This is a genomic window from Variovorax sp. DXTD-1 (assembly GCF_003984625.1).
Classification (GTDB): domain Bacteria; phylum Pseudomonadota; class Gammaproteobacteria; order Burkholderiales; family Burkholderiaceae_C; genus Variovorax.
Genome location: NZ_RWKH01000012.1, coordinates 75,072 through 100,672 on the forward strand (window position 1 = coordinate 75,072; position 25,601 = coordinate 100,672).

24 protein-coding genes are annotated in these 25,601 nt (G+C 66.8%); 8 read left to right on the forward strand and 16 right to left on the reverse strand.

Annotated features, from left to right (window positions below):
- Positions 1-3 precede the first annotated feature (3 nt).
- Genes EJI00_RS13170 through EJI00_RS13180 form a run of 3 tightly spaced genes read right to left on the reverse strand, consistent with a single transcriptional unit; the run spans position 4 to position 2,780 of the window.
- The gene (locus EJI00_RS13170) at positions 4-1,701 is read right to left on the reverse strand and encodes a two-component system sensor histidine kinase NtrB (protein WP_126747960.1); all 1,698 of its coding nucleotides are present in this window, start codon (positions 1,699-1,701) and stop codon (positions 4-6) included.
- 15 nt (positions 1,702-1,716) lie between these two features.
- Positions 1,717-1,974: a PP0621 family protein gene (locus EJI00_RS13175; protein ID WP_126747961.1), complete on the reverse strand. Its 258-nt coding sequence runs from the start codon at positions 1,972-1,974 to the stop codon at positions 1,717-1,719.
- Positions 1,971-2,780 carry an inner membrane protein YpjD gene (locus EJI00_RS13180; RefSeq protein WP_126747962.1) on the reverse strand — a complete coding sequence of 270 codons (810 nt, stop codon included), beginning with the start codon at positions 2,778-2,780 and terminating at the stop codon, positions 1,971-1,973. The genes EJI00_RS13175 and EJI00_RS13180 overlap by 4 nt, the downstream gene beginning before the upstream one ends.
- 192 nt (positions 2,781-2,972) lie before the next feature.
- Between EJI00_RS13180 and ffh the strand changes: the two genes are divergently transcribed.
- Positions 2,973-4,361: a signal recognition particle protein gene (ffh, locus tag EJI00_RS13185; RefSeq protein WP_126747963.1), complete on the forward strand. Its 1,389-nt coding sequence runs from the start codon at positions 2,973-2,975 to the stop codon at positions 4,359-4,361.
- Between the two features lie 106 nt (positions 4,362-4,467).
- Here ffh and mdoH read toward each other — a convergent pair whose 3' ends face one another.
- The 7 genes from mdoH to EJI00_RS13220 form a co-directional block, all read right to left on the reverse strand.
- The gene (gene mdoH, locus EJI00_RS13190; protein WP_126747964.1) at positions 4,468-6,483 is read right to left on the reverse strand and encodes a glucans biosynthesis glucosyltransferase MdoH; all 2,016 of its coding nucleotides are present in this window, start codon (positions 6,481-6,483) and stop codon (positions 4,468-4,470) included.
- A gap of 7 nt (positions 6,484-6,490) precedes the next feature.
- Positions 6,491-6,694 (reverse strand): hypothetical protein, encoded by a 204-nt coding sequence (locus EJI00_RS13195; RefSeq protein WP_126747965.1) that lies wholly within the window; start codon positions 6,692-6,694, stop codon positions 6,491-6,493.
- A 193-nt stretch (positions 6,695-6,887) separates the two neighbouring features.
- Positions 6,888-8,276 carry a sigma 54-interacting transcriptional regulator gene (locus tag EJI00_RS13200; protein ID WP_126747966.1) on the reverse strand — a complete coding sequence of 463 codons (1,389 nt, stop codon included), beginning with the start codon at positions 8,274-8,276 and terminating at the stop codon, positions 6,888-6,890.
- 31 nt (positions 8,277-8,307) lie between these two features.
- Entirely contained in the window at positions 8,308-8,964 is a 657-nt protein-coding gene (locus EJI00_RS13205) for a hypothetical protein (protein WP_126747967.1), read from the reverse strand.
- 98 nt (positions 8,965-9,062) lie between these two features.
- Positions 9,063-10,490 (reverse strand): sensor histidine kinase, encoded by a 1,428-nt coding sequence (locus tag EJI00_RS13210; protein ID WP_126747968.1) that lies wholly within the window; start codon positions 10,488-10,490, stop codon positions 9,063-9,065.
- Complete coding sequence (gene miaB, locus EJI00_RS13215; RefSeq protein ID WP_126747969.1) at positions 10,490-11,854, reverse strand: tRNA (N6-isopentenyl adenosine(37)-C2)-methylthiotransferase MiaB; 1,365 nt, start codon at positions 11,852-11,854, stop codon at positions 10,490-10,492. Before miaB ends, EJI00_RS13210 begins: the two co-directional genes overlap by 1 nt.
- 91 nt (positions 11,855-11,945) lie before the next feature.
- Positions 11,946-12,395: a hypothetical protein gene (locus EJI00_RS13220; protein WP_126747970.1), complete on the reverse strand. Its 450-nt coding sequence runs from the start codon at positions 12,393-12,395 to the stop codon at positions 11,946-11,948.
- Between the two features lie 187 nt (positions 12,396-12,582).
- Between EJI00_RS13220 and EJI00_RS13225 the strand changes: the two genes are divergently transcribed.
- Together EJI00_RS13225 and EJI00_RS13230 are read left to right on the forward strand one after the other, a co-directional pair.
- On the forward strand, positions 12,583-13,800 hold the full coding sequence (locus EJI00_RS13225; RefSeq protein ID WP_185868128.1) for an efflux RND transporter periplasmic adaptor subunit: 1,218 nt from the start codon (positions 12,583-12,585) through the stop codon (positions 13,798-13,800).
- A complete protein-coding gene (locus EJI00_RS13230; protein WP_126747971.1) occupies positions 13,797-16,961 on the forward strand; it encodes an efflux RND transporter permease subunit in 3,165 nt (1,054 codons plus the stop codon). The genes EJI00_RS13225 and EJI00_RS13230 overlap by 4 nt, the downstream gene beginning before the upstream one ends.
- Here the strand turns inward: EJI00_RS13230 and EJI00_RS13235 are convergent.
- The 5 genes from EJI00_RS13235 to EJI00_RS13255 are packed head-to-tail and all read right to left on the reverse strand — an operon-like array spanning position 16,958 to position 20,440.
- On the reverse strand, positions 16,958-17,605 hold the full coding sequence (locus tag EJI00_RS13235) for a histidine phosphatase family protein (protein ID WP_126747972.1): 648 nt from the start codon (positions 17,603-17,605) through the stop codon (positions 16,958-16,960). The genes EJI00_RS13230 and EJI00_RS13235 overlap by 4 nt on opposite strands.
- Before the next feature lie 22 nt (positions 17,606-17,627).
- Positions 17,628-18,248 carry a DUF4136 domain-containing protein gene (locus tag EJI00_RS13240; protein ID WP_126747974.1) on the reverse strand — a complete coding sequence of 207 codons (621 nt, stop codon included), beginning with the start codon at positions 18,246-18,248 and terminating at the stop codon, positions 17,628-17,630.
- 46 nt (positions 18,249-18,294) lie between these two features.
- The gene (gene ttcA / locus EJI00_RS13245) at positions 18,295-19,224 is read right to left on the reverse strand and encodes a tRNA 2-thiocytidine(32) synthetase TtcA (protein WP_126747975.1); all 930 of its coding nucleotides are present in this window, start codon (positions 19,222-19,224) and stop codon (positions 18,295-18,297) included.
- Between the two features lie 52 nt (positions 19,225-19,276).
- Entirely contained in the window at positions 19,277-19,651 is a 375-nt protein-coding gene (locus EJI00_RS13250) for a dihydroneopterin aldolase (RefSeq protein ID WP_126747977.1), read from the reverse strand.
- 12 nt (positions 19,652-19,663) lie between these two features.
- A complete protein-coding gene (locus EJI00_RS13255; protein ID WP_126747978.1) occupies positions 19,664-20,440 on the reverse strand; it encodes an SDR family oxidoreductase in 777 nt (258 codons plus the stop codon).
- 26 nt (positions 20,441-20,466) lie between these two features.
- Here EJI00_RS13255 and EJI00_RS13260 point away from each other — a divergent pair, with 26 nt between their 5' ends.
- Together EJI00_RS13260 and EJI00_RS13270 are read left to right on the forward strand one after the other, a co-directional pair.
- A complete protein-coding gene (locus tag EJI00_RS13260; protein WP_126747980.1) occupies positions 20,467-21,579 on the forward strand; it encodes a class I SAM-dependent methyltransferase in 1,113 nt (370 codons plus the stop codon).
- A 661-nt stretch (positions 21,580-22,240) separates the two neighbouring features.
- Positions 22,241-23,125: a TauD/TfdA dioxygenase family protein gene (locus EJI00_RS13270; protein WP_126747982.1), complete on the forward strand. Its 885-nt coding sequence runs from the start codon at positions 22,241-22,243 to the stop codon at positions 23,123-23,125.
- A 13-nt stretch (positions 23,126-23,138) separates the two neighbouring features.
- Here EJI00_RS13270 and EJI00_RS13275 read toward each other — a convergent pair whose 3' ends face one another.
- Positions 23,139-23,564: a DUF5329 domain-containing protein gene (locus EJI00_RS13275; RefSeq protein WP_260590708.1), complete on the reverse strand. Its 426-nt coding sequence runs from the start codon at positions 23,562-23,564 to the stop codon at positions 23,139-23,141.
- A gap of 79 nt (positions 23,565-23,643) precedes the next feature.
- Here EJI00_RS13275 and hisN point away from each other — a divergent pair, with 79 nt between their 5' ends.
- The 3 genes from hisN to EJI00_RS13290 are packed head-to-tail and all read left to right on the forward strand — an operon-like array spanning position 23,644 to position 25,597.
- Positions 23,644-24,420: a histidinol-phosphatase gene (gene hisN / locus EJI00_RS13280; RefSeq protein WP_126747983.1), complete on the forward strand. Its 777-nt coding sequence runs from the start codon at positions 23,644-23,646 to the stop codon at positions 24,418-24,420.
- A 9-nt stretch (positions 24,421-24,429) separates the two neighbouring features.
- Positions 24,430-24,624 carry a DUF2905 domain-containing protein gene (locus tag EJI00_RS13285; RefSeq protein WP_126747984.1) on the forward strand — a complete coding sequence of 65 codons (195 nt, stop codon included), beginning with the start codon at positions 24,430-24,432 and terminating at the stop codon, positions 24,622-24,624.
- Between the two features lie 46 nt (positions 24,625-24,670).
- The gene (locus EJI00_RS13290) at positions 24,671-25,597 is read left to right on the forward strand and encodes an ROK family protein (RefSeq protein WP_126747985.1); all 927 of its coding nucleotides are present in this window, start codon (positions 24,671-24,673) and stop codon (positions 25,595-25,597) included.
- Positions 25,598-25,601 lie beyond the last annotated feature (4 nt).

Below are 25,601 nucleotides of genomic sequence, written 5' to 3' on the forward strand. Positions count from 1 at the left end.
GCGCTATTGTGTCAGCCGGTTTTCGCTGGGGGCGAAGCTGACGAAGAATTCGTTGCCCTCGGGTCCGCCCGCCACAAGCGCCCGCCGCTCGTAGCCGATGGTGGCGCCGTGGCGCCGGCACAGCTCGCGGCACAGGAACAGGCCGAGTCCGCTGGAGCGGCTTTCGGAAGAGAAAAACGGCTCGAACAAATGGCGCTGCACCGCCGGCTCCAGCGGCGCACCGTCGCTCCACACCTGCAGGCTCGGCCGCCCCGAGCTTCCGCGCTGCGTGGTGGTGACGACCTGGATCGAGCCCTCGCGCTTGCCGGCGTAGCGCGCCGCGTTGTCCAGCAGGTTCACCAGCAGCCGGCGCAGGTGTTCGACGTCGAAGCGCACCTCGCTGTCGGCGGCATCGAGCGTGATCAGAACGCCCGGGCGTTGCGTCTGGCGCACCCATTCCTCGGCGAGGGCGCGCACGGCGGGGTCGAGCGCGACCTGCTCGCCGAGCGAAAGCACGCGCTGCTGGCGTGCGCGCGAAACGTCGAGCACGTCGTCCACGATGCGTGCGAGCCGCTGCGCGTTGTGCTGCACCATGCTGGTCAGCCTACGGTGCGCGGGATCGGTGAGGTCTTCGTTGAGCAGCGCGCTGGCCTGCGTGATGGCGGCCAGCGGATTGCGGATTTCATGCGCCACCGCGGCCGACATGCGGCCCATTGCCGCCAGCTTCTCGGTGCGGATGCGGGCCTCGAGTTCGCGCAGGTCTTGAAGGAACATCACGCACAGGCTGTCCACGCGCTGGTCGCTGGTGGGCGTAAGCCGCGTTCGCACCCGTACCTCGCGTGCCGCGCCGCGCGCTTGCGCCACCGGAATTTCTTCGGATTGCGGCGCCCGGCGCGCAAAGGTCTGGCGCGCCAGCGCAGCCAGTGCATGCCATGCGGGCTGCGTGTGCAGCGCAAAGGGCAGCGGGAGCTTGGCCAGGCCCTGCCCGAGGATGGCATCGGCGGCCGGATTGGCCGCGTGCACCAGGCCTTCGGCGTCGATCACCAGCACGCCCTCGCTCAGCGTTTCGATCACCAGGTCGTTCACCTGCGCCTGCATCTGCGCGCTGCTGCGGTTGCGCTCGGCGGTTGCTTCCTCTCGCGCGAGCCGGCGCGCGAGCTCGTGCGCCAGCAGCGCCACCACGAAGAGCCCGGTGCCGGTGAGCGCCGCCTGCACGAAGCGGGTGGACGAATCGCCGGGCTGCTGGAGCCAGTGCCAGCCCGCATCCGCCAGCAGCAGCAGCGTGACGGTGGCCGTGGTGCCCAGGCCCACGGTGACGGTTCCGAGCACCGCGCTCATGAGCACCGGCAGTGCGAACAGCGGCGTGTAGTTGATATTGCCGCCTTGCAGCACCTGCAGCGCGGTGAAGGTGCCCAGATCGATGCCGATGGTCACGAACCAGAGCGCCGCAAAGCCCCGGATCGGCGGCGTGAAATGCGCGTAGCGCGCACCCAGCCAGGTGGCCACCAGGTAGCCCGCCGAAAGCGCAATGGCCAGCGGCTGCATCGTCTGACCGAGCGCAAGGGACACGCCCTGCAGCAACACGAGCACCAGTGCCACGAAACAGCGTGCCGCCATGAAGCCGCGCCACAGCCGCAGCAGCGCGGCGCTTTCGCTGCGGCCGGGTTCGAGCACGTCCCAGTCGGTGACGGCTTCGCCGCGCGACCAGAGAGACGAGCTCATGGAGGCAGCACCCGTTCAGCCGCGCTCGGCGGCCTCACGGTGCGCGGCGCTGCAGTAGACCACGTCGTCGGGGCCGCCGAGCGCATCGCTTGCAGGCAGGTGCAGGCCGCAATGCGCGCAGCGAAGCATGGCCTTGGGCGCTGCAGGTGCGGCGGGCTGGCGCTGCGCGCGGGCGGCCTTTTCGCGCTGCGCGTCGCGCATTTCTTCGCGGCGGTTCTTGCGCCAGAGCCAGATCGCCACCCAGAGCACCGCGAGGACGAGCAGGTATTTCATGCCGTGCCGCGCGCCAGCACCACTTCGAGCACAAAACGCGAACCCACATAGGCGAGCAGCAGCAAGGCGGAGCCGGCGTACAGCACGCGGCGTGCCGTGCGGCCGCGCCAGCCGAAGCGTGCGCGCCCCACCAGCAGCACGGCAAAACTCATCCACGCCAGCACCGAGAACACTGTCTTGTGGTCCCACTTCCAGGCTCGGACGGTGGCGCCGTATAGCGTTTCGCTGAACAGCAGGCCTGCCAACAACGTGGCGGAAAGCAGAACGAACCCCGCCGTGACGAAGCGGAAGGTGAGCCGTTCGAGCGTGAGCAGCGGCACCCCGGCCTGCGGCTCTGTGGCCAGGCGGATCTGCTTTTCAGCCCGTGTGATCAACCAGGCATGCACCACCGCGGCGCCGAACAATCCATACGAGGCAATGCCCAGCGCCAGGTGCAGCGGCAGCCAGGGCGATGCCGAAACGTGCAGCGGCGTGCCGGGAAACAGAATGGCCAACACCACCGCGGCCGCGCCCAGCCACGCCAGCGCCCGCCGAACTTTCAGTTGCGGGTACATCCGGCTCTCGACCGCGTAGACGGTGAGCACCAGCCATGCCGTGACGGAGAGCGCCGGCGCAAAGCCGAAGCGCGGTTCGCTGCCGACCAGGCCGTGGGCCAGCACCGCGGCATGCAGCAGCCATGCGAGCCCCAGGGCCCATTGGGTGGCTTTTCGGCTCAGGCGGGCGCCCGCGGCGGCGGCAAATCCGTAGGCAGCCGCGGTGGCGATGCCCAGCGCCACGGCAAGTGGGGAGGGGATCGCTAAAATCATTGCAGGAGTGTAATAGGCTCGCCCCCAAGTCTTCGCGCACATCGTGGCGCATCGCCACCCCCGTCGGGGGCAACACCTGCGGCCCCGAAAGCCGGTCCGGCGGTGTTTCGCGAAGGGGCGCAAGCGGCCGACACCCACATCAGTCACGACTTCCCAATGACCCGCCGCGGCGGGCAGCAAGGCATTTCTTCCATGGCCACCGCCCTCTCAGAAAAGTTCTCCCGCCTCGTCAAGACGATGAGCGGCCAGGCGCGCATTACCGAAAGCAACGTGCAGGACATGCTGCGCGAAGTGCGCATGGCGCTGCTCGAGGCCGACGTGGCGCTGCCCGTGGTGCGCGACTTCGTCGCCCGCGTGAAGGAAAAGTCGCTCGGCCAGGAAGTGCTGGGCTCGCTCAAGCCGGGCCAGGCGCTGGTCGGCATCGTGAACCGCGAACTCGCCGCCACCATGGGCGAGGGCATCTCCGACATCAACCTTGCGGCCCAGCCGCCGGCAGTCATTCTGATGGCCGGCCTGCAGGGCGCGGGCAAGACCACCACCACCGCCAAGCTCGCCAAGCACCTGATCGAAAAGCGCAAGAAAAAAGTGCTGACGGTGTCGGGCGACGTCTACCGGCCCGCGGCCATCGAACAGCTCAAGATGGTCACCAGGCAGGCCGGTGCCGAATGGTTTCCGAGCACGCCGGACCAGAAGCCGCTCGACATTGCACGCGCCGCGCTCGACCACGCCAAGCGCCACTTCTTCGATGTGCTGCTGGTCGACACGGCCGGCCGCCTGGCCATCGACGAAGTGCTGATGACCGAAATCAAGCAGCTGCACGGTGCGCTCGACCCGGTCGAAACGCTGTTCGTGGTCGATGCGATGCAGGGCCAGGACGCGATCAACACCGCCAAGGCCTTCAAGGACGCGCTGCCGCTCACCGGCATCATCCTGACCAAGACCGACGGCGATTCGCGCGGCGGTGCAGCGCTGTCGGTGCGGCAGGTCACTGGCGTGCCGATCAAGTTCGCCGGCACGAGCGAGAAGATCGACGGCCTCGAAGTGTTTGATGCCGAGCGCCATGCGGGCCGCATTCTCGGCATGGGCGACATCGTCGCGCTGGTCGAGCAGGTCACGGCCGGCGTCGACGTGGCGGCGGCGCAGAAGCTCGCGGCCAAGGTCAAGAGCGGCGCGGGCTTCGACCTGAACGACTTCCTCGGCCAGCTGCAGCAGATGAAGCAGATGGGCGGCCTCTCCAGCCTGATGGACAAGCTGCCGCAGCAGATGGCCGCCAAGGCCACCGAGGCCGACATGACCCGCGCCGAGCGCGACATCCGCCGCAAGGAAGGGATCATCCAGAGCATGACGCCGCTGGAACGCCGCAAGCCCGAACTGCTCAAGGCCACGCGCAAGCGCCGCATTGCGGCCGGCGCTGGCGTGCAGGTTCAGGAAGTGAACCGCCTGCTCAACGAGTTCGAGCAGATGCAGGGCATGATGAAGAAGATGAAGGGCGGCGGCCTCATGAAGATGATGAAGAAGATGGGCGGCATGAAGGGCATGGGCGGAATGGGTGGCCCCGGTGGGCCCAAGCTGCCGTTCTAGTCATATATAGAGAGACGGCTGCTGCCCTGGCAGCCTCTCCATGAAAAAAGCCGGCTCAGTGGCCGGCTTTTTTGTTTGCGCTGAGCTTCGGCGCTTCAGTCGATCATCAGGCCGTTGCCAGTGCCGCCGGACGCGCAAGGCGCACCGCATGCATCCAGGCGCGGCGCAGCACGGCCGGCGAACGCGATTCCTCGGGAATCAGCAGGAAGCCGCGGTCGCGCAGCGATGTGCCCAGCGCGATCTGGCTGGTCAGCACCGTGAGCGGAATGGCCAGCAGCAGCGGCAGGCCAACCGGCATGAGCCAGATCAGCGCGCTCGGGTCGATCATTGCAACGCCCAGGGCCAGCGCACCGACCACGATGCTCATCGGAGCGAGTTGCGACACGGCAATCTTCCACGGCACGGCAGCGGCTTCACGCGGGGGCGACTTCCAGTCGAGCTTGATGCCGGTGAGGGCGACCAGCACAAACAGCGAGTGAGCCAGCATGCGAACCGGTGCCTGCACGATGGCCAGGGCGCTTTCGAGCACCGAGCTCTTCACCAGGCCCCACAGGCCGCCGTACTGGCGTTGCTCGCCGCGCATCAGCACGGCGGCAATGCCGAGCACGCGGGGCAGGAACAACAGGCACAGGGTCCAGATCCACAGGCCGGCCAGTTCCGCCGGCAGCACGCTCCAGCTGGAGATGAGGCTGGAGCCGCTCAGCCACAGCGCGGTGCCGAGCGTCAGGAAAGCGAGCCACAGCGGTGCCGAGACATACGCCATGGTGCCGGTCACGAACATTGCGCGGTGCACCGGGTGGATGCCGGGTTCGGCCATCAGGCGGGCGTTCTGCAGGTTGCCCTGGCACCAGCGGCGGTCGCGCTGGAGTTCGGCCAGCAGGTCCGGTGGTTGCTGCTCGTAGCTGCCGACGAGGTCGGCGCAGAGCCACACGTTGTAGCCGGCGCGGCGCATCAGCGCGGCTTCGACGAAGTCGTGCGACATGATGCCGCCCGACATGCCGCCGGTGCCCTTGATGGGAGCCAGCGCGCAGTGCTTCATGAAGGGCTCGACGCGGATGATCGCGTTGTGGCCCCAGTAGTGCGATTCGCCCAGTTGCCAGAACTGCATGCCCAGCGTGAACAGGCGGCCCGTCACGCGGGAGGCGAATTGCTGCGCGCGGGCATGCAGCGTCACGTGGCCGATGGCCTGGGTGGCGGTCTGGATGATGCCGGCGGTGGGGTTGGCTTCCATCAGCTTGACCATCGAGGTCAGGCAGTCGCCGCTCATCACGGAGTCGGCGTCGAGCACCACCATGTAGCGGTAGTCCTTGCCCCAGCGCCGGCAGAAGTCGGCCACGTTGCCGGCCTTGCGATGCGTGCGGCGGGTGCGAAGGCGGTAATACACCTCGACCTGCGGCTGGTTCGGGCTGTCGGCCAGTGCGGCGCGAAGGTCTTCCCAGGCAGCGCGCTCGGCGGCGGCGGTTTCGGGCGAGTAGCTGTCGGACAGCACGAACACGTCGAACTGCTTCGCGTGGCCGGTGGCCGCAACCGATTCGCACGTAGCGCGCAGGCCGGCGAACACCGTGGCAACGTCCTCGTTGCAGATCGGCATGATGATCGCGGTGCGTGCCTCGGGGTTCATCGGGTGGTGGGCCACCTGCTTGACCGACAGCGCGTGCTTGTCGCCGCGCACCGAGACGTAGAAACCCATGAGCGCCGTGACAAAGCCGGTGACGACCCAGCCCGAAAGCAGGCCGTACAGGCCGATCTGGCCGTATTCGAGCCAGATGTTGTCGTAGTCGGGCTGCACGCCGGCAAACAGCGCGGAGGCGACCACGGTGTTCAGCACGGTGAGCAGCATGAAGGCGTTGCGGCGGCGGGCCGCGGCGCGCTGCCACGGCTGCTTGACCTGTGCGCCGGCTTCGGCGGTCTGGCTTTCCGGTTTGCCGCCGGCGCCGAGCTTGACCAGCAAGGCGGTGCCGATGCTGTTCCAGAAGCCGCGCCAGGGGCGGGGCGCCATGGAACCGCGGTTGACCGGCGGAGCGGTCACGGAATTGGGGTGGCGTTCTTCGCGCACCGGGCTGCGGTGCGAAAAGTCGGTTTCGGTCAGCACGTTCAGTTGGGAGAAGTCGTTTGGCTTCATGTGTGATTTACCAACGTTGCTTGTCGAGGGAAGGGGTGTCGCCAATGGCAGGAAAGCGCTTGATCACGCAATCCGGTTCGGCGCCGCCTGCGCTTGCGAGCGCGGCCAGCGAATGACCGGCGGCCCGGGGCCGCACGGGGGAAAACTGCTTTTGACGCAGGCCGTCGCGCTGCTGGCGCAGTGCGAAAGATGGGCTGTTGAGTGCTGTCATGCCTGTACAGGGGCAAACCCTGTGCCAGGATGAAAAAACGCTTTCAGATCAACAACTTGGCGCGATCTGGATGCGATTTTCGGAGTTAGAGCCGGTTGGCGGGCTCCGAAACCCCTGTTTTTGTCGCCGAATCCCGACAAGCCTCGGAGGCTGAAGGAAAAGAGCCTTTCAAATCAATGACTTAGCGCCGTCGCTAGTCGGCGACAGGCTCGCTGCCCGGAGCGACAGGGTCGGCCTTGAAGTGGCCCGGGGTGAGTTCGTGCTTTTGCAGCAGGCGGTAGAACTCGGTGCGATTTCGGTCGGCCAGGCGGGCCGCGTCGGCCACGTTGCCGTCGGTGAGCTTGAGGAGCCCGACCAGGTAGTCGCGCTCGAAACGCTGCTTGGCCTCGGCATAGGTCTGGACCTCGACCGTCGGCACGCGCAGCGCCCGCTGCACCAGCGCCAGCGGAATGAGCGGCGAGCTCGACAGCGCGCAAACCTGTTCCACCACGTTGTAGAGCTGCCGCACGTTGCCCGGCCAGGCGGCGGTGGCCAGTGCCTTCAGCGCCTCGGGCGCAAAGCCGGACAGGCGCTTGCCGTACTTGGTCGACAGCTTCTGCAGGAAGTGATTGGCCAGGAGTGGAATGTCCTCGCGCCGCGCCGACAGCGGCGGCAACGTGAGCGTGACCACGTTCAGGCGGTAATAAAGGTCTTCGCGGAACTGGCCCGCTTCCATGGCCGCGTCCAGATCGCGGTGGGTGGCCGAGATGATGCGCACGTCGACCTCGATCGACTGGCTGGCGCCGAGCGGCCGTACCGCGCGCTCCTGCAGCACCCGCAGCAGCTTGACCTGCAGCGCGGGCGGCATGTCACCGATTTCGTCCAGCAGCAGCGTGCCGCGGTCGGCCTGCTGGAACAGGCCCTTGTGGTTGGCATGGGCGTCGGTGAAGGCGCCCTTCATGTGGCCGAACAGTTCCGACTCGAGCAGCGCCTCGGGAATGGCGCCGCAATTGACGGCCACGAAGGGCTTGTCGGCCCGAGCGCTCGCGCGGTGAATGGCACGCGCCAGCAGTTCCTTGCCGGCGCCGCTGTCGCCGCGCAAAAGCACCGAGGCGTCTGACTTGGCGACCATGCGCGCCTCGGCCAGCAGTTCGGACATGCGGTTGCTGCGGCTCACGATTTCGGCGCGCCAGCTTTCGTCGCCGGCCCTGGCGGGCGTGCTGGCGGGCGCGCCCAGTGCCAGCGCCTGGGCGATCTTGTCGAGAAGCTCGCGGCCGTCGTACGGCTTGGTGAGGTAGGTGAACACGCCGCGCGCCGTGGCCTCGACCGCATCGGGAATGGTGCCGTGCGCGGTGAGCAGGATCACCGGCAGGGAAGGGTGGCGCTTTCTTATTTCATCGAACAGCTGGAGGCCGTCGCGCCCGGGCAGCCGCACGTCGCTGAGCACCAGCTGCGGGTGCTCGATCTCGAGCTGCGTGAGCGCGGTTTCCGCCGAGGTCACGGCCGTGACCTGGTAGCCGACCGAACTCAGCCGCATCGAGAGCAGCCGCAGCATGTCCGGATCGTCGTCCACCACCAGCAGGCGCGCGCCGGTCGTGCTCATCGAAGAACCTCTTTTTGCAGCCGCTGGATATTCATGGAGTGGGCTTGGTGCCGTTGGGTGGATGCAAGGCCGGCGCCGGTGCGTTCGGGCGCGCAAAGCTGCGCTCAATGGCGCGCAGCGCCTCGATGCGGTCGTTCAGCTGGTCGATGCGGCGCTGGCTTTCGCGCAACTGCTGCACCTGCTTGTCGCGGTCGTCCTCGACGCGGCGCTGCTCCACGTAGCGCGCAGCCAGTGCGCGCGCGAGCGGCTGCAGCGGCTGCGCTTCGGGCGAGGGGTTGGCGGCCACACGCTGCATCAGGCCAAGGGCGCGCGCCAGGTCGGCCGGCACGCGCGTTTGTGCAAGCAGCAGCGCCAGCTGCATCTGTGCGCTGGGCGAATCGCCCGGATCGCCGGCGCGGGTGATCTCGGCGCTCAACTCGGCACCGCCAAGCGGACGCACTTTGTCGGCATAGGCCAGCATGGCTGCCACGGGCCCCTGGGTCATCAGCGTGAAGAGCGAGGCCGGCTGCGTGGCGGGTGCGGTGGGCTCGGCCTCCACGGGCATCACGCGCGGCACCACGGGTGGCGGCGGCAGGGCGATGGCCTCGGCCGGGGGCTCGGGCTGCGTCGCGCAGGCGGCCAGCAGCAGGACGAAAGGCACGGCCATCGCCCCGGAGAAGGTCGAACTGCGGACGAACGAAAAAGACATGGATCGACGAAGGAAAGACAAGAGGCAGTGTTTCAGGTGGATGCCCGAAGGCTTCACGAGGGATTCGCGATGGGTTGTTCTGGAGGCTGGATCCGGGATCAGGCCGTGCGCGGCAGTTCGATGCGAAAGCGCGCGCCAGGCCCGCTCGGCTGCAGGGTGATGCGGCCTCCATGGGCAGCAATGTACTCCTGCACGATGGAAAGGCCGATGCCGGTGCCCTTGACCGCATGCTCGGGCTGGCGTTCGCCCCGGTAGAACGGCTCGAAAATGCGGTCGCGGTCGCTTTCGGCAATACCCGGGCCGGCGTCATTGACATCGATGCAGGCCGAATCCGGCGTGCTCGACACGACGATATTGATGACTCCGCCGCGCGCCGAATAGCGAATGGCGTTGGACAGCAGGTTGGCAATGGCGGTGCCGAGCTTGGTGCGGTCCACCGTGACCGTGAGCGGTTCGCCCTCTGCGCGCACGCGCAGGCCGTGCGCTTGCCACTGCAGTCGCTGCGCCTCGATCTGTTCTTCAATCAGCGGCAGCAGCTCGGTGCGTTCCCGGCGCAGCTCGCGCGCCTCGAAGGCCGCGGCATTGAAGCGCAGCAGCGCCTCGATCTGGCCCTGCAGCGACACGGTGTTCTGGTTCAGGATTTGCGCCACTTCCAGCTGGGCCGGGTTGAGCGGGCCCGTCACGCCGTCTTCGAGCAGCGAGACACCTTCCCTCAGCGCGGCCAGCGGCGTTTTCAGCTCGTGCGACACATGGCGCAGGAAGCGCGCCTTGTCGGCGTCCAGTTCGGTCAGGCGCAAGCGCAGCCACTCCAGCTGCTGCGACACGCGCCGGATGTCCGCCGGACCGCGAATGTCGATCGGCTCGTCGAGCCGGTTTTGCCCGAGGCCGACGATGGCGTGCTCCAGCCGCTTGAACGGGCGCGCCAGCCAGATACCGAAAGCCAGTGCCAGCGACACCGCGAGCACGCTGGCGGCGATCACCTCGCGCATCAGGCGGCTGCGTGCGTTCTCGATGCGCTTGGCCAGCGCGTCGTTCTGCGTTTCGATGAGGAACTGCGCCTGCTGCGCCAGGTTGGTGTTCAGCGAATCGAGTTCGCGGAACTGCATGGCCATGGTGCTTTCGCGCGAGAGCGCACTGTCGGCGCTTCCGCTCATCAGGCCTTCGATCACGCCGAGCTGGGCGCGCCACATCTGGATTCCCGCCGGCGCAAGGCCGTTGTTCTCCAGCCGTTCGAGCACCTGGTGCGCTTCACGCGCGGCGTCGTCGAAGCGGCGGCGCAACACGGCGTCGTTCAGCACCAGCGACTGGCGCCCGGCGCGCTCCATGGCCGCGCTGCGCTCGGCCAGCGACTGGGCCGCGCCCGAGAGCCGCAGCGCGCGGGCGGCCGCATCGCGGCTCTGGCTCATGAGCGCGTCGTACTGGAACACCGAGCGCAGCACCACGCCCACCAGCAGGGCGGTGATCAGCAGGAATGCGAAAAGAAGGAGCTGCTGGAACGAGCCCCGCGTCGATGGCCGTTTCGCCATCAGGCGGCGAGCGCGGCCGAAGCCGGCGCCGTCGACGTTTCGCGCGTGGTCACTTCGCCGCGCAGCGTGTAGGCGAGCGAGCGCGTGATGCGCAGGTCGGCCATCTGCCCGACGAGCCGTGCATCGCCTTCGAAGTTGACCACGCGGTTGCACTCCGTGCGGCCCATCAGCTCGTTCGCGTCCTTGCGCGAAGCCCCTTCGACCAGCACGCGCTGCGTGGTGCCCACGAGCGCATCGCCGAAGCGGCGCACGTTGCCGTCGATCACGCGCTGCAGCGTTTGCAGGCGCGCGAGCTTCACCGCATGGGGCGTGTCGTCGTGCAGCGCCGCGGCCGGCGTGCCGGGGCGCGGGCTGAAGATGAAGCTGAAGCTGTTGTCGAACTGGCAGTCGTCGATCAGCTTCATCATCTTGGCAAAGTCTTCGTCGGTTTCGCCGGGGAAGCCGACGATGAAGTCGCTGGAGAGCGCAAGCTCGGGCCGGATGGCGCGCAGCTTGCGCACCGTGCTCTTGTATTCCATGGCGGTGTAGCCGCGCTTCATGGCCATGAGGATGCGGTCGCTGCCGTGCTGCACGGGCAGGTGCAGGTGGCTCACCAGCTGCGGCACCTTGGCGTAGGCCTCGATCAGCCGGGGCGTGAATTCGTTCGGGTGGCTGGTCGTGTAGCGGATGCGCTCGATGCCGGGAATTTCGGCCACGTATTCGATGAGCAGGGCGAAGTCGGCAATCTCGGCCGTATCGCCCATGCGGCCTCGGTAGGCGTTCACGTTCTGCCCGAGCAGCGTGACCTCGCGCACGCCCTGGTCGGCCAGCCCGGCAATCTCCACCAGCACGTCGTCCAGCGGTCGGTTCACTTCCTCGCCGCGGGTGTAGGGCACCACGCAGTAGCTGCAGTATTTGGAGCAGCCTTCCATGATCGACACGAACGCCGTAGCGCCCTCCACCCGCGCGGGCGGAAGGTGGTCGAACTTCTCGATCTCGGGAAAGCTGATATCCACTTGCGGGCGGTCCAGCCGCTCGCGGTCGTTCAGCATTTCGGGCAGGCGGTGCAGCGTTTGCGGGCCGAACACGATGTCGACATAAGGAGCGCGCGCGATGATGGCATCGCCCTCCTGGCTGGCCACGCAGCCGCCCACGCCGATCTTCACGCCCTTGGCCTTCAGGTGCTTCACGCGGCCCAGGTCGGAGAACACCTTCTCCTGGGCCTTTTCGCGCACCGAGCAGGTGTTGAACAGGATCAGGTCGGCCTCGTCCACGTTCTGGGTGGGCTCGTAGCCCTGCGCGGCGTTCAGCACATCGGCCATCTTGTCCGAGTCGTACTCGTTCATCTGGCAGCCGAAGGTTTTGATAAAGACTTTTTTGCTCATGGGGTGCTCTCTTGCCCTCCCGAGCGGGAAGGCGGAATACCGGACGCGCGCGGCGTCCGGAGGCGCGGCGGGCGAGGGCCCGCTGGCATTTTTATTGCGTGTTGACGGTGTCGTTCGTGGTGAACGGCCAGATGTTCAAGAGCGGCTTGTCGAGCGATTCGCGCCTGGCAACGGCTTCGTCGGGCGTCAGGATCCAGACCTCGCGCAGCAGGCCTGCTGCGTCACGCGTGTAATTGACCAAGAATTTCTGACCCGTGATGGCACTCGACATGACCAGCATGTTCTGGGCGCTGCGGATGCGTCCGCCCGGCGCCATGCGGTCAGGCTTGCCGTCGAGTTCGACGTCGACCCCGTCGATCACCATGAACTTGCCGCGCAGCGTGCCGACCGGGAACGTGCGGCCGCCTACGAGCGACTCGTTCTGGGTCTGCGGCCGGGGAATGTCGGCCTGGGCCGCCGCGTCAATGGAAAAAAGGCTTGCAGCTACTGTGCAAAGCGCTATGAAAGTGAGAGCATTCGTGGGTTTCTTGCAGCGGTTCATGGGGTATATCCAGAGGCTGTGGAGCGGCGATTTTAGCGGCGAGGTTGATTTCGGCCTTGCGCCTGCCACAGCGGGTTGTGCACGGGCCATTGCGTTGCCGCTTTACTTATCTTTACGGTACCCGTCGACACTGTGAACTGGCCGCTGATCCAATAGCCGCTGTCAGCCCAAAGTGCACAAAAAATCCATGAAGAAAAAACTCGTCTTCGCCCTTGCAGGTGTGTCTATCGTAGCCGCCGCAGGATGGTGGTGGAGCGGATCTGGCGATCGGCTTGCCGCAGGCAATGCCAAGCCCGCCGCAGGCGCCAAGGGCGCAGCACCCGCCGACGGCGCGCCGCCGGCACTGGTAACGCTCGCAACCGCCGTGCGGCAGGACGTACCTGTCACGGTCCAGGTCAACGGCAGCGTGGTGTCCCTCAACAGCGTCGATCTCCGGCCGCAGGTGACCAATACCGTGGCGGCGGTGCACGTGAAGGAAGGGCAGTTCGTCAAGGAGGGCCAGCTGCTCTTCACGCTGGACGACCGCAACGACCAGGCCAATCTGGCCCGCGCCCGCGCGCAGCAGAAGCGCGACGAGGCCACGCTGGCCGACCTGGAGCGCCAGTACAAGCGCAGCCAGGAACTGCTGGCGCAGAACTTCATCTCGAAGAGCGCCAGCGACGCCACGCTGTCGCAGCTCGAGGCGCAGCGCGCCGCAGTGGCCGCCGATCGCGCCGCGGTGCAGTCGGCGCAAGTGGCGCTGGGGTACGCCACGCTGCGAGCGCCCATTGCGGGGCGCATCGGCGCCGTCAACATCTATCCCGGCACACTGGTGCAGCCCACGCTGTCGCTGGTCACCATCACGCAGCTCGACCCCATTGCGGTGAGCTTCCCCGTGCCCGAGGCCAATCTGCAAGACCTGCTGGCCGCAGCGCGCAGCCGCGCCAAGGTCGAGGCGCTCGTGACCGGGCGCCAAGAGCCACTGAGCGGTGTGCTCAATTTCGTCGACAACACGGTCGATCCGCAGATCGGCACCGTGCGCGCGAAGGCGGTGTTCGACAACGCCGACCAGAGCCTGTGGCCCGGCCAGTTCGTGGGCACGCGCATCACGGTGCGCACGCTGGCAGGCGCCACCGTGGTGCCTGCCGCGGCGCTCATGATGCTGCCCGACGGTGCCTCGCTCTACGTGGTCGACCATGCCGGCACCGCGGCGCGCCGCAAGGTCCAGGTGCTCTATACCTTCGGCACCAAGGTGGCGGTGAGCGGCGTCGAGCCGGGTGAGCAGGTGGTCATCGAGGGCAGCCAGAACGTGCGCCCGGGTGGCAAGGTCCGCGTCGACGCAAAGGCCGCGCCGGCGGGCACGACCGGCGTCACGCCGGGCAGCGCAGCCTCATCGGACATCAAGACCCCGCGGGAACGCGCATGAACATCTCGGAGCTGTGCATCCGCCGTCCCGCCTTGACGGTGCTGTTGTCCGCCGCGGTGGTGGTGGCGGGCATCTTTGCGTATTTCAGCATTCCGGTCGCCGCGCTGCCGAGCTACAACACGCCGGTCATCAACGTGAATGCCCAGTTGCCGGGGGCAAGCCCGGACACCATGGCCTCGTCGGTGGCGCTGCCGCTCGAGAAGCAGTTCTCGACCATTCCGGGCCTGCAGACCATCAGCTCGGTCAACACCCAGGGTGTGAGTTCGATCACGCTCGAGTTCGTGAGCAGCCGCGACATCGATGCCGCCGCCGTCGACGTGCAGGCCGCGCTGCTGCGCGCCCAGCGCCAGCTGCCGCAAGAGCTGACGCAGCTGCCTTCGTACCGCAAGGTGAATCCGGCCGATGCGCCGGTGCTGTTCATTGCGCTCATTTCGCCGTCGATGAACCCCTCGGAGCTCAACGACTATGCCGAGAACCTGATCTCGCCCACGCTCTCCACTATCGACGGCGTGGCGCAGGTGGCCGTGTACGGGCGCAAGGCCTTCGCGGTGCGCATCAAGGCCAACGCCGATCTGCTGAACGCGCGCAACATCACGCTCGACGAGCTCGCCAGGGCGGTGAATTCGGCCAATGCCAACACGCCCGTCGGCACGCTCGACGGCCCGCGCCAGACGCTCACCATCCAGGCCAACCGGCAACTCACGAAGGCCGAGGACTTTGCCAAGCTGATCATCGGCCAGCGCAACGGCGCCCCGGTGCGGCTCGACGAAGTGGCCACCATCGAAGACAGCTTCGAGTCGGTCAAGACCGCGAGCAGCTTCAACGGCCAGAGCTCCATCTCGCTGGCCGTGCAGCGGCAGCCGAATGCCAACACGGTGGAAGTCGTGGACGCGGTGCGCGCGCTCATTCCTCGCTTCAAGGCCGAGTTGCCGCAGTCGGTCGAGATCCACATGGTGAACGACCGATCGCTGTCCATCCGCGAGGCGGTGCATGACGTGCAGCTCACGCTGCTGGGCACCATCGCGCTGGTGGTCATGGTGATCTTCCTGTTCCTGCACCGGCTGGTGGCCACGCTGATTCCGGCCGTCACCATCCCCATCTCGTTGATCGGCGCGGTGGCGCTGCTCTATGCCTTCGGCTACAGCCTGGACAACGTGTCCCTGCTCGGCATCACGCTGGCCGTGGGCCTGGTGGTGGACGACGCCATCGTGGTGCTCGAAAACATCATGCGCTATGTCGAAAAGGGCATGGAGCCCTTCGCGGCGGCGCTGCGCGGCGCGCGAGAGGTGGGCTTCACCATCATCTCCATCTCGATCTCGCTGGTGGCGGTGTTCATCCCCATCTTCTTCATGCCGGGCGTGATCGGCCTGCTGTTCCATGAGTTCGCGGTGGTGGTGGCGCTGGCCGTGCTGGTGTCGGCCGTCGTGTCGCTCACGCTGGTGCCGATGCTTGCGAGCCGGCTGCTCAAGCACACACCGCGGCCCGAAGGTGCCATCGACCACGAAGAAGAGCATCCGGAACCCGGAACCGCCATCGGCCGCGCTTTCGAGCGCGGCTACCGCTGGGTGCACGGCAGCTACATGCGAACGCTCGACTGGACGCTCGGCCATCGCACGCTGATGCTGCTGGTGGCCGGCGCCACCTTCGTCGTCACGGCCTGGCTGTTCGTTTCCATTCCGAAGGGCTTCTTCCCCGAAGAAGACATCGGGCAGATCCAGATCACCACCGAAGCTGCCGAGGACATCTCGTTCACCGCCATGAATGCGCTGCAAGAGCGCGTGGCCGCCTCACTCCAGGCTGACCCGAGCGTGGCCTACGTGAGCTCTTTCGTCGGCGTGGGCGGGCCGACCGCCACGCAGAACTCAGGCCGTCTTTTTGCTGTGCTCAAGCCGCGCAGCGAGCGCCCCAAGATGGCCAAGGTGCTCGAATCGCTGCGCCAGCGCTTCCGCGAGATTCCAGGCATTGCGGTCTACATGCAGCCGGTGCAGAACCTGCGCCTGGGCGGGCGCCAGAGCAAGGCGCGCTTCCAGTACACGCTGCAAAGCGTGAACGCCGGCGAAATGGCGCCGTGGTCCACGCGGCTCATGGAGCGCATGCGCGCCGACCCGGTCTTCCGCGACGTGACCAGCGACTCGCAGAACCGCGGCCTGCAGGCCACGCTCGAAATCGACCGCGACAAGGCCGGCGTGCTCGGCGTTGCGGTGGGCGACCTGCGGCTGGCGCTCTACAACGCGTATGGCGACCGGCAGATCGGCAGCATCTACGGCGCGAGCAACACCTACCAGGTGATTCTCTCGGCCGCGGACAGCGACCGGCAGTTCGAGGACGATGTCTCGCGCCTCTCGGTGCGCAGCACCACCGGCCGGCTGGTGCCCCTCTCGGCCTTCTCGACCGTCAAGCGCACGGTGGGGCCGACCTCGGTCAACCACCAGGGCCAGCTGCAGGCGGTGACGGTGTCGTTCAACCTCGCGCCCGACGTGCCGCTGGGCAACGCGACCGCGAAGATCGACCAGTTCAAGGAAGAGCTGAAGATGCCGCAGTCGATCATCACCACCTACGGCGGCGATGCGGCGGTGTTCCAGAGTTCGCAATCGAGCCAGGCCGTGCTGCTGGTGCTGGCCGTGCTGGTCATCTACGTGCTGCTGGGCGTGCTGTACGAAAGCTACATCCACCCGCTGACCATCCTGGCCGGGCTGCCGTCCGCGGCGGTGGGCGCGTTGATCTCGCTGAAGATATTCGGCTTCGACCTGACGCTGATCGCGACCATCGGCATCCTGCTCCTGATCGGCATCGTGAAGAAGAACGCGATCATGATGATCGACTTCGCGCTCGACGCGCAGCGCACCGAAGGAATGAAGCCGGTCGATGCCATCCGCGAAGCCTGCCGGCTGCGCTTTCGCCCGATTCTCATGACCACGCTGGCGGCGCTGATGGGCGCGCTGCCGCTCGCGCTGGGGCTGGGTGCCGGCGCCGAACTGCGCCAGCCGCTGGGCGTGGCCGTGGTGGGCGGGCTGATCTTCTCGCAAGTGATCACGCTCTACATCACGCCCGCCATCTACCTGGCGCTCGACCGCTACAGCGGCACCGGGCCGATGGTCGACCTGCCGGGCGAAGCGAAGGCCGAAGCCGCCGCGGCGCACGGCACGGCATCGCACGCCTAGGTGGTTGTTTCGTCCAGAACGTCGTCGTCCGCTGCCAGGTGGGCGGTGTCGCTCCAGCCGACCAGGCTGAAGCCCTCGGCCGTCCACAGCATGCGGTTGATGGCCGCATTGCCGAGCTGCCAGGTGCGCGGCGCCTGCAGCTCCTGGCGGGTGGCAGCGCGGTAGAGCACGTCCATCACGCCGCCGTGCGCCACCAGCGTGACCAGCTGGCCGGGGTGGCGGGCGGCGAGCGTCGATGCGATGCGCGTCACGCGATCGCGGAAAACCAGCAGGCTCTCACCGCCTTCGGGCTCGAATTCAGGGTCGCGCTCGCGCCAGCGCCTGGCTTGCTCGGGGAGCGTCGCCTCGATTTCGGCAAAGCTCATGCCCTCGAAGCGGCCGAAGGCGCGTTCGCGCAGGCCGGGCTCGGGCAGCACCGTGAGGCCGTGGGGTTTTGCGATCTCCTGCGCGGTCTGCCAGGCGCGCGAGAGGTCGCTCGCGTAGATCACGCCGATGTCTTCGTCCGCCAGTGCCTGCCCCACACGCTTGGCCTGCCACAAGCCGGTGGCGTTGAGCCCGATGTCGAGCTGGCCCTGAATGCGCGTGTCGACGTTCCAGGCGGTTTCGCCATGGCGAACGGCAATCAAACGGGTAATTTCTTCCATCCGGCGGGATTCTAGAAGCGCGTCATTTCTTTGCCGCGCGCAGCTCGATGTTCACCCGGCGCTCGCCCTGCGGCGGATTCGGAAACCCTTGGAGCGCGGCATCGAACATCACCGGCAGGATGGCCGCGCTCGCGTTGTACGGCCCGTCGTTGCGGGCCCGCGTTTCATAGATCACCCGGTTCGAGCCGATGTCGCGCAGCACGATGCTCACTTCGCGCTCATACCAGGGGTTGGCTGCGGGCGGCATGAAGGCCGGGCCGCCGTACCAGCCGCCGCCATACCAGCGGCGGGCGTAGCCGTGGTAACCATAGCCGCCATAACCCCAAGGGCCGTCGAAGAGCCATGGGTCCGCCCACGGCGAGAGGCCGGCCGTCACGCGCGCGCCGATCTGCGCGCTGTAGGTCGGGCGGGCATCGTCGCGGCGCAGGCCCACCTTTTCGAGCGCCGCGGCCGCCATCGCTTCCAGAGATTCCTGCCGGGCGGCGTCGGCCTGCTGCGACGGCAGGCGTTCGAAGCGGTAGGTGGCGCCGGATGGCACTGCGGCGAGCGAAGAAAAGCTCTTCACGTCGCTGTCCACCACCCAGGAGGTGGCGCAGCCGCTCAGTGTTGCTGCCAAAAAGAGAGCGAAAAATGCACGTTTCATGAGGGTCTCCGGGCTCCGCGGCCCCCAATTCCCCTGGGTTGCCGCTTCAGCCCTGAAGAATGCGCAGGGCTGCGGGTGCCTGGGAGAGCAGGTCGAAAGAGGGCGCGTCGAAGGCCTTGTCGCCGTCTTCGTCGGCCACGCCCGTCGCCTTCAGACCCTTGAAGTCATGCCGCGTTCCGTCCAGCAGATGCGAAGGCACCACGTTCTGCAGCGCGGTGAACATGTTTTCCACGCGGCCGGGGTGCTTCTTGTCCCATTCGCGCAGCATTTCGCCGACCTGCTTGCGCTGCAGGTTTTCCTGGCTGCCGCACAGGGTGCACGGAATGATCGGAAATTCGCGGTGCTGCGCCCAGCGCACCAGGTCTTTCTCGGCCACGTAGGCAAGGGGGCGAATGACGATGTGCTTGCCGTCGTCGCTCACCAGCTTGGGAGGCATGCTCTTCAACTTGCCCGCGAAGAACATGTTGAGGAAGAAGGTCTGCAGCATGTCGTCGCGGTGGTGCCCCAATGCCACCTTCGTGGCACCGAGTTCGTCCGCCACGCGGTACAGGATGCCGCGGCGCAGGCGGCTGCACAGGCCGCAGGTCGTCTTGCCCTCCGGAATCACGCGCTTGACGATGCTGTAGGTGTCTTGGTTCTCGATGTGAAAGGCCACGCCAAGCTCGCTCAGGTACTTGGGCAGCACTTCTTCCGGAAAGCCGGGCTGCTTCTGGTCGAGGTTCACCGCCACGATGTCGAAGTGAATCGGCGCCCGCGCCTTCAGCTTGAGCAGGATGTCCAGCATGGCGTAGCTGTCCTTCCCGCCCGAGACGCACACCATGACCTTGTCGCCCTCTTCGATCATGTTGTAGTCGACGATGGCGCGGCCCACCTCGCGGCACAGGCGCTTTTCGAGCTTGTGCGTCTCGCGCTCGATCTTCAGGGAATTGGTGGCGGCGCCGGCGACGGGCGCCTCGTCGATCCAGACGGCGTTCATTGGTGGACTACTTCAGGCAAATGAGGGGGAAGACCCCCGATTTTGCCTTGGATCACCATTCCCCGGCTTCGATGCGGATAGCCACCTCGCAGTCGTCGAAGATTTCGAGCTTGGCGATCTTCACCCGCACGCCGCGCACGCCGGGCAGCTGCAGCAGCCGCTGCGCGAGCTTGCCGATCAGGCTTTCGAGCAGGTTCACATGCTCGGCGGTGCACTCGTCGATGATGATGCGGCGCACCTTGCGGTAGTCCAGCACGTGAAAGATGTCGTCGTCCTGCGGCAGCAGCGGCTGTGGTCCCAGGTTCAGTTCGGCATCGACCAGGATCGGCTGGGGCGCCCGCTTTTCCTGCTCGAGGATGCCCAGGTTGGCGTCGAAGCGCAGCCCCTGGAGGGTGAGTGTCTGGTGGCCGTGCGGTATGGAAGACATGGTGTTGGGTGCTCACATGAGCGAGAAATCGCGCTCGAATCTCATCAGGTGCTGGCCGCCGTCCACCAGCAGCGTGGTGCCGGTGATCGAGTTGTTCTCCAGCGCAAATTTCACCGTGGCCACCACGTCGGCCGGCGTGGAAGAGCGGCCCAGCGGCGACAGCTTGTGCAGCTGCGCAAACTTTTCGTCGTCCAGCATGTGGCTCGAAAGCGTGAGGCCCGGCGCAACGCCGACCACCCGCACGCGCGGGGCCAAAGCCAGCGCCAGCATGGGCGTGGCGGCTTCCAGCGCGGCTTTCGAGAGCGTGTAGCTGAGAAAGTCGGGGTTCGGGTTCCAGAGCTTCTGGTCGAGCAGATGCACCACCGCACCTTGCGCATCGCGCAGCGCCACGTGGTCGCGCAGCGCCTGCGCCAGCAGGATGGCCGCCCCTGTGTTGCTGCGCGCATGGCGCTCCATGAGCGCATAGCTGAAGCTGGCGGCATCGTCGTGCTCGAAGAGCGCCGCACTGTGGACCACCGCATCGACCCCGCCGAAGTGCGCCGCCACCCGCGGCAGCAAGGCACGGGTGGCGCCTTCGTCGAGCAGGTCGGCCTCGAAGGCGGCCGATTTGCCCGAGAGCCCCGCGCATTCGGCGGACGTTTGCTCGGCCTCGATGCGAGAGCTGCGGTAGTGCACCGCCACCTGCCATCCCCCCGCGGCCAGCGCCAGTGCAATCTCGCGCCCCAGCCGGCGGCCCGCACCCGTGACGAGAACGGTGCGGGGGCCTGCGGAAAGCGGTGCTGTGCTCATGCGGACGGAGAAGGGAGAATCGGGGGGTGACGACAAAGACGACGAACAGTTTACCCATCGCCCTCGATGCCCTGATCGCCCGCGCCGTGGAACGCGCCGGCGGCTGGATCGGGTTCGACCGCTTCATGGCGCTGGCCCTGTATGCGCCGGGGTTGGGCTACTACGCCAACACCTCGGCCAAGTTCGGCCACATGCCGTCTTCGGGCAGCGACTTCGTGACCGCGCCCGAACTCACGCCCATGTTCGGCCAGGCGCTTGCCGCGCAGGTGGCCGAGGCGCTGCATAAGACTGGCACCGACACGGTCTGGGAGTTCGGTGCCGGCTCCGGCGCCCTGGCCGTGCAACTGCTGCACGCGCTCGACGAAATGGGCCGTACCGACGTGCGCTACCGCATCGTCGATCTTTCGGGCACCCTGCGCGAGCGGCAGCAGCAGGCCCTGGTGCGTTATGAAGGCCGTGTCGAGTGGCTTGGCGAACTGCCCGAGTCGATGCAGGGCGTGGTGATCGGCAACGAGGTGCTCGATGCGATGCCTGTGCAACTGCTGGCGCGCGTCGGCAGTCAGTGGTTCGAGCGCGGCATCGTGCGCAATGCAGGGGGCGACGGCTGGACCTGGGCCGACCACGAGACCGACCTGAGGCCGCCGTTCGAAGTGCCGGGCGAGCACGACTATTTGACCGAAATCCATCCGCAGGCCGAGGCCTTTGTGGCCACCTTGGCGGACCGCCTGACGAAGGGCGCGGCCTTCTTCATCGACTATGGTTTTCCGGAGCGCGAGTACTACCACCCGCAGCGCCACATGGGAACGGTGATGTGCCACCGGGCCCACCAGGCCGATGGCGATCCGCTGTCCGATGTGGGCTACAAGGACATCACGGCGCATGTCAACTTCACCGGCATTGCGCTCGCGGGGCAGGAGGCGGGGCTCGAGGTGCTGGGCTACACCAGCCAAGCGCGGTTTCTGCTGAACTGCGGGTTGCTGGAGAAGATGGAGCAGGGCTCTACTGCGGAGAGGGGAATGGCGGCTCGGCTCGTTCATGAGCATGAGATGGGGGAGCTGTTCAAGGTGGTGGGGTTTGCTGTGGGGGATGCTTGGGAGGCGATGGGGTTTTTGGAGGGGGATCGGAGTCATACGCTTTGACTCTTTGGCTTGTTTGTTTCCCGAGGCCGGGTCTCGCCCCGGCGGGCGACTCACTTTCTTTGCTTCGCCAAAGAAAGTAAGCAAAGAAAGGCGACCCCTACTGTCTGCGTCCCTCCGCTGCGCTACGGGCAACCTGCGGTGCTCGATTCCGGCGGGGGTCCGCAGAACTCGCTTCGCTCAAACAGCTGCGGCCCTGATCCCGCCTCCATCTGCGCTCCTCGGCGCATACAGAAGGGGTGGGAGCGGGCAGCCGTCGCTTCGCTCGGCCCCAACACGAACAGCCAACAGCCAATACCAACCCCCGCGGGCGCTGCGCGCCTGCGGGGCTTTGTGGCCGAGCGAAGCAAAGGCCCGTTCGGTTTCCAAGCCCCTCTGTATGCGCCGAGGAGCGCAGGGTTTCGCGGATCAGGGCTCGCAGCTGTTTGAGCGAAGCGAGTTCTGCGAGACCCCGCGAAACCCGAGCACCGCAGGTTGCCCGCAGCGAAGCGAAGGGTCGCAGACAGTGGGGTCGCCTTTCTTTTGCCTACGTTTCTTTGGCGAAGCAAAGAAAAGTAGGTCGCCCGCCGGGGCGAGACCCGGCCTCGGGAAACAAAAAAAGCCTACATAAGCTATCAACAAAGATTTCGTTGAGAAACCACCGCTGAAAACCTACATTGGCGGAATGACCGCTTCCCCCAAGACCGAAGCTCCTCCGCAGCACTTCGAAGTCCGCCCCTTCTCCGCCCCCGTAGGCGCAGAAATCCTCGGCCTCGACATCTCCAAGCCCATCAACGCCGAAGATTTCGCGCACATCCACCGCGCCCATCTGGACCACCACGTCCTGGTCTTCCGCGACCAACGGATTACGCCGCAAGAGCACATCGATTTCAGCCGCCGTTTCGGCCCGCTCGAGATCCACGTGCTGCATCAGTTCCACCTCAAGAACCATCCCGAGATCCTGATCGTCTCCAACATCAAGGAAAACGGCGAACCCATCGGCCTCGGAGACGCAGGCGTCTATTGGCACTCGGACATCTCGTACAAGCCCCAGCCGAGCCTCGGCTCGCTGCTGCATGCCCAAGAGCTGCCGAGCGAAGGCGGCGACACGCTCTTCGCCGATCAGCATCTCGCATGGGAAGCTCTAAGTCCGCAACTGCAGCAGCGCATCCTGCCGCTCAAGGCCGAGCACAGCTATCTCGCCAAGTACGAAGAGCTGCGCGCCAGGAACCCGTGGCGGCCCAAGCTTTCGCAGGCGCAGATCGACCAGGTCGCGCCCGCCGTGCAACCGGTGGTGCGCACGCACCCCGAAACGGGCCGCAAGGCGCTTTTCGTCAGCGAGCATTTCACGACGCGCATCGTCGGCCTGCCGCAGGCAGAAAGCGATGCACTGCTGGCCGAGCTGTTCGCGCACAGCGTGAAGCCCGAGTTCGTGTATCGCCACGCATGGGCGCCGCACGACCTGGTGTTCTGGGACAACCGCTCGCTGATGCACCTGGCCGCCGGCACGCCCGACCACCTGCGCCGCCGCCTGAACCGCACCACCGTCGTCGGCGACACGCCTTTTTGACGGCGTTCCCAGCTCAGGCGGCGCCGGGTTTGCGGGAACCCCGGCGCAGCGTGCGCAACTCGGCGTTGAGGAATTCCTTGGCGTCCCTCATCGCGCCATTCGGCATCTTGACCTGGTAGGGCTTGCCCGTCATTTCCGAGCGGGAAGCGCAGCGGTCGATGAAGTCTTCCGCGGTGACGATCTCGTCTTTGAAGTGATCGAACTTGGCCTGCATGTGCTTGGCGGCTTCGGCGGCGTCGTGTTCCTTGCCGTTGCGCATGAAGGTCATCGTCGTCATCCCGGAGACGCGCAGGATCAGCGTGTCGATGAGCTTTTGCTCCGACGCGGAAGGGGTGGCATGGGCCAGTACGGCCAGGGTGCCGAGCAGAAGTGCGAGCAGCGTGGTGCGCAGAAATCGAAATGAAGCCATTCGGGCAGGAGCGGTCAAGTTGCGGGCCATGCTAGAGCGCCGGCCCCCGGCGTGTCAAACCGGCCCCGGCTCGGGTCTAATCGCAGTTTTTGGCACGCGTCACTTCTCCATGAGCTCCCCGACCCCCGAACTTCTGTCGATTGCCAATGCGCTGGCCGATGCGGCCGCCGCGCAATCGATGCACTATTTCCGCACGCCGCTCGACATCATCACGAAGGCCGACGAAAGCCCGGTGACGCTGGCGGACCGCGCCGCCGAAACGGCCATGCGCGAGATTCTTGCCCTCCGTGTCCCGGCGGACGGCATCTTCGGCGAGGAGCATGGCCTCGAGCGGCTCGACGCCGAGTGCGTCTGGGTGCTCGACCCGATCGACGGCACGCGCAGCTTCATTACGGGCTCGCCGCTCTGGGGCACCCTGATCGGCGTGCTGCAAGGCGCCCGCGTGGTGCTCGGCATGGTCGACATGCCGGTGCTGAAAGAGCGCTGGGTCGGCCAGGCCGGCAAGGGCGCCACGCGCGACGGCCAGCTGGTGCACGTAAGCAGCTGTACCGAGGTGGCCAAGGCGCGCATCGTCACCACCTCGCCCGACATCTTTGCGCCGGCCGACTGGCAGGCTTTCGATCGCCTGAGCCGGCAGTGCGCGATGCGGCGCTTCGGCGGCGACTGCTACGGCTATGCCCAGCTGGCGGGCGGCACCATCGACCTGGTGGTGGAAACCGGGCTGCAGCCCTACGACTACCTGGGTCCCGCGGGCGTGATAGAGGCGGCGGGCGGCGTCATCACCGACTGGCAGGGGCGGCCGCTGGGGCTGGAGTCCGACGGCAGGGTGATTGCGGCCGCAACGCCCGAACTTCACCGACAAGCCATGGCCGTTCTTGCGGCCTAGACTGTTCCCATGTTCCGCTGGCTGATCGTCGTCGTCCTTGCACTGGTGCTCATGAGCGGCCTCACGGCCTGGCTGCGCCGGTTCGGCTTCGGGCGATTGCCTGGCGACTTCGAGTTCCGCGCCTTCGGCCGCGAGTGGCAATTGCCCATCTCCAGCACCCTGGTGCTCAGCATGATCGCGGCGCTGGTGGCGCGCTTCATCTAGCGCCATCGATGAACCAGAAGCCGAAAAGAAAGAGAAGAACCACGCGATGAGAGCCTGTGTTGACATCGGCGGCACCAAGGTGGCCGTGAGCCTTTCCGCATCGAGCGATGCGCCGCTGGTCGGCCGCCGCAGCGAACCGACGGCCAAGACCGGCGACAACGACGCCGTGGCCGTGCAGATCATGCGGATGATCGAGGAGGCCTGCACCGAGCAGGGGATCGATATCGCCACGATCGACCGCGTGGGCGTCTCGTCGACTGGCCCCTTCGAGCTGCGGGACGGCATGGTGGAACTGGCCACGCCCAATATCTGCGGCGGCATTGCCGGCCCGGCGCGCGGGCTGCCCAACAACTGGATGACGGCCATCATCGAAGCCCCGCTGGCGCGGCGTTTCGGCAGCGTGCGGGTCGAGAACGACGCCGTGGCCGCGCTGGAGGCCGAGCGCCAGTGGGGTGCGCTGCAAGGGATGGACAACTGCGCCTACGTCACCTGGAGCACCGGCGTGGGCGTGGGCCTGTGCGTCGATGGCCGCGCGCTGCGCGGCAAGAACGGCAACGCGGGCCATGCGGGCCACAGCTTCGTTGCAGACGATGCCAGCGGCGCGCTCTGCGGCTGCGGCAATCTTGGCGACGTGGAGGCGCTGGTGGCGGGCAACTCCATTGCTCGCCGTTTCGGGCAGCCCGCGCCCGACTTGTTCGCCGCCGCTTCGGCGGGTGAGCCGCATGCCATAAGCATCGTCGATGCGCTGTGCCGCGTCACCGGACGCATGCTCTACAACCTGGTGGCGACGCTCGATCTCCAGCGTATCAGCCTGGGCGGCAGCGTGTTCTGGCACCACCGCGATTTTCTGCTGCCGCGGCTGCAGGCACAGGTCGACGGCAAGCTGCTGCCGCTCACGCGCGGCGTGACGCTGGTGCCCGCGGGGCTCGGCGAAAAGGTCGGCGACTACGCCGCCCTGGCGCTGCTCGACTGAGAAG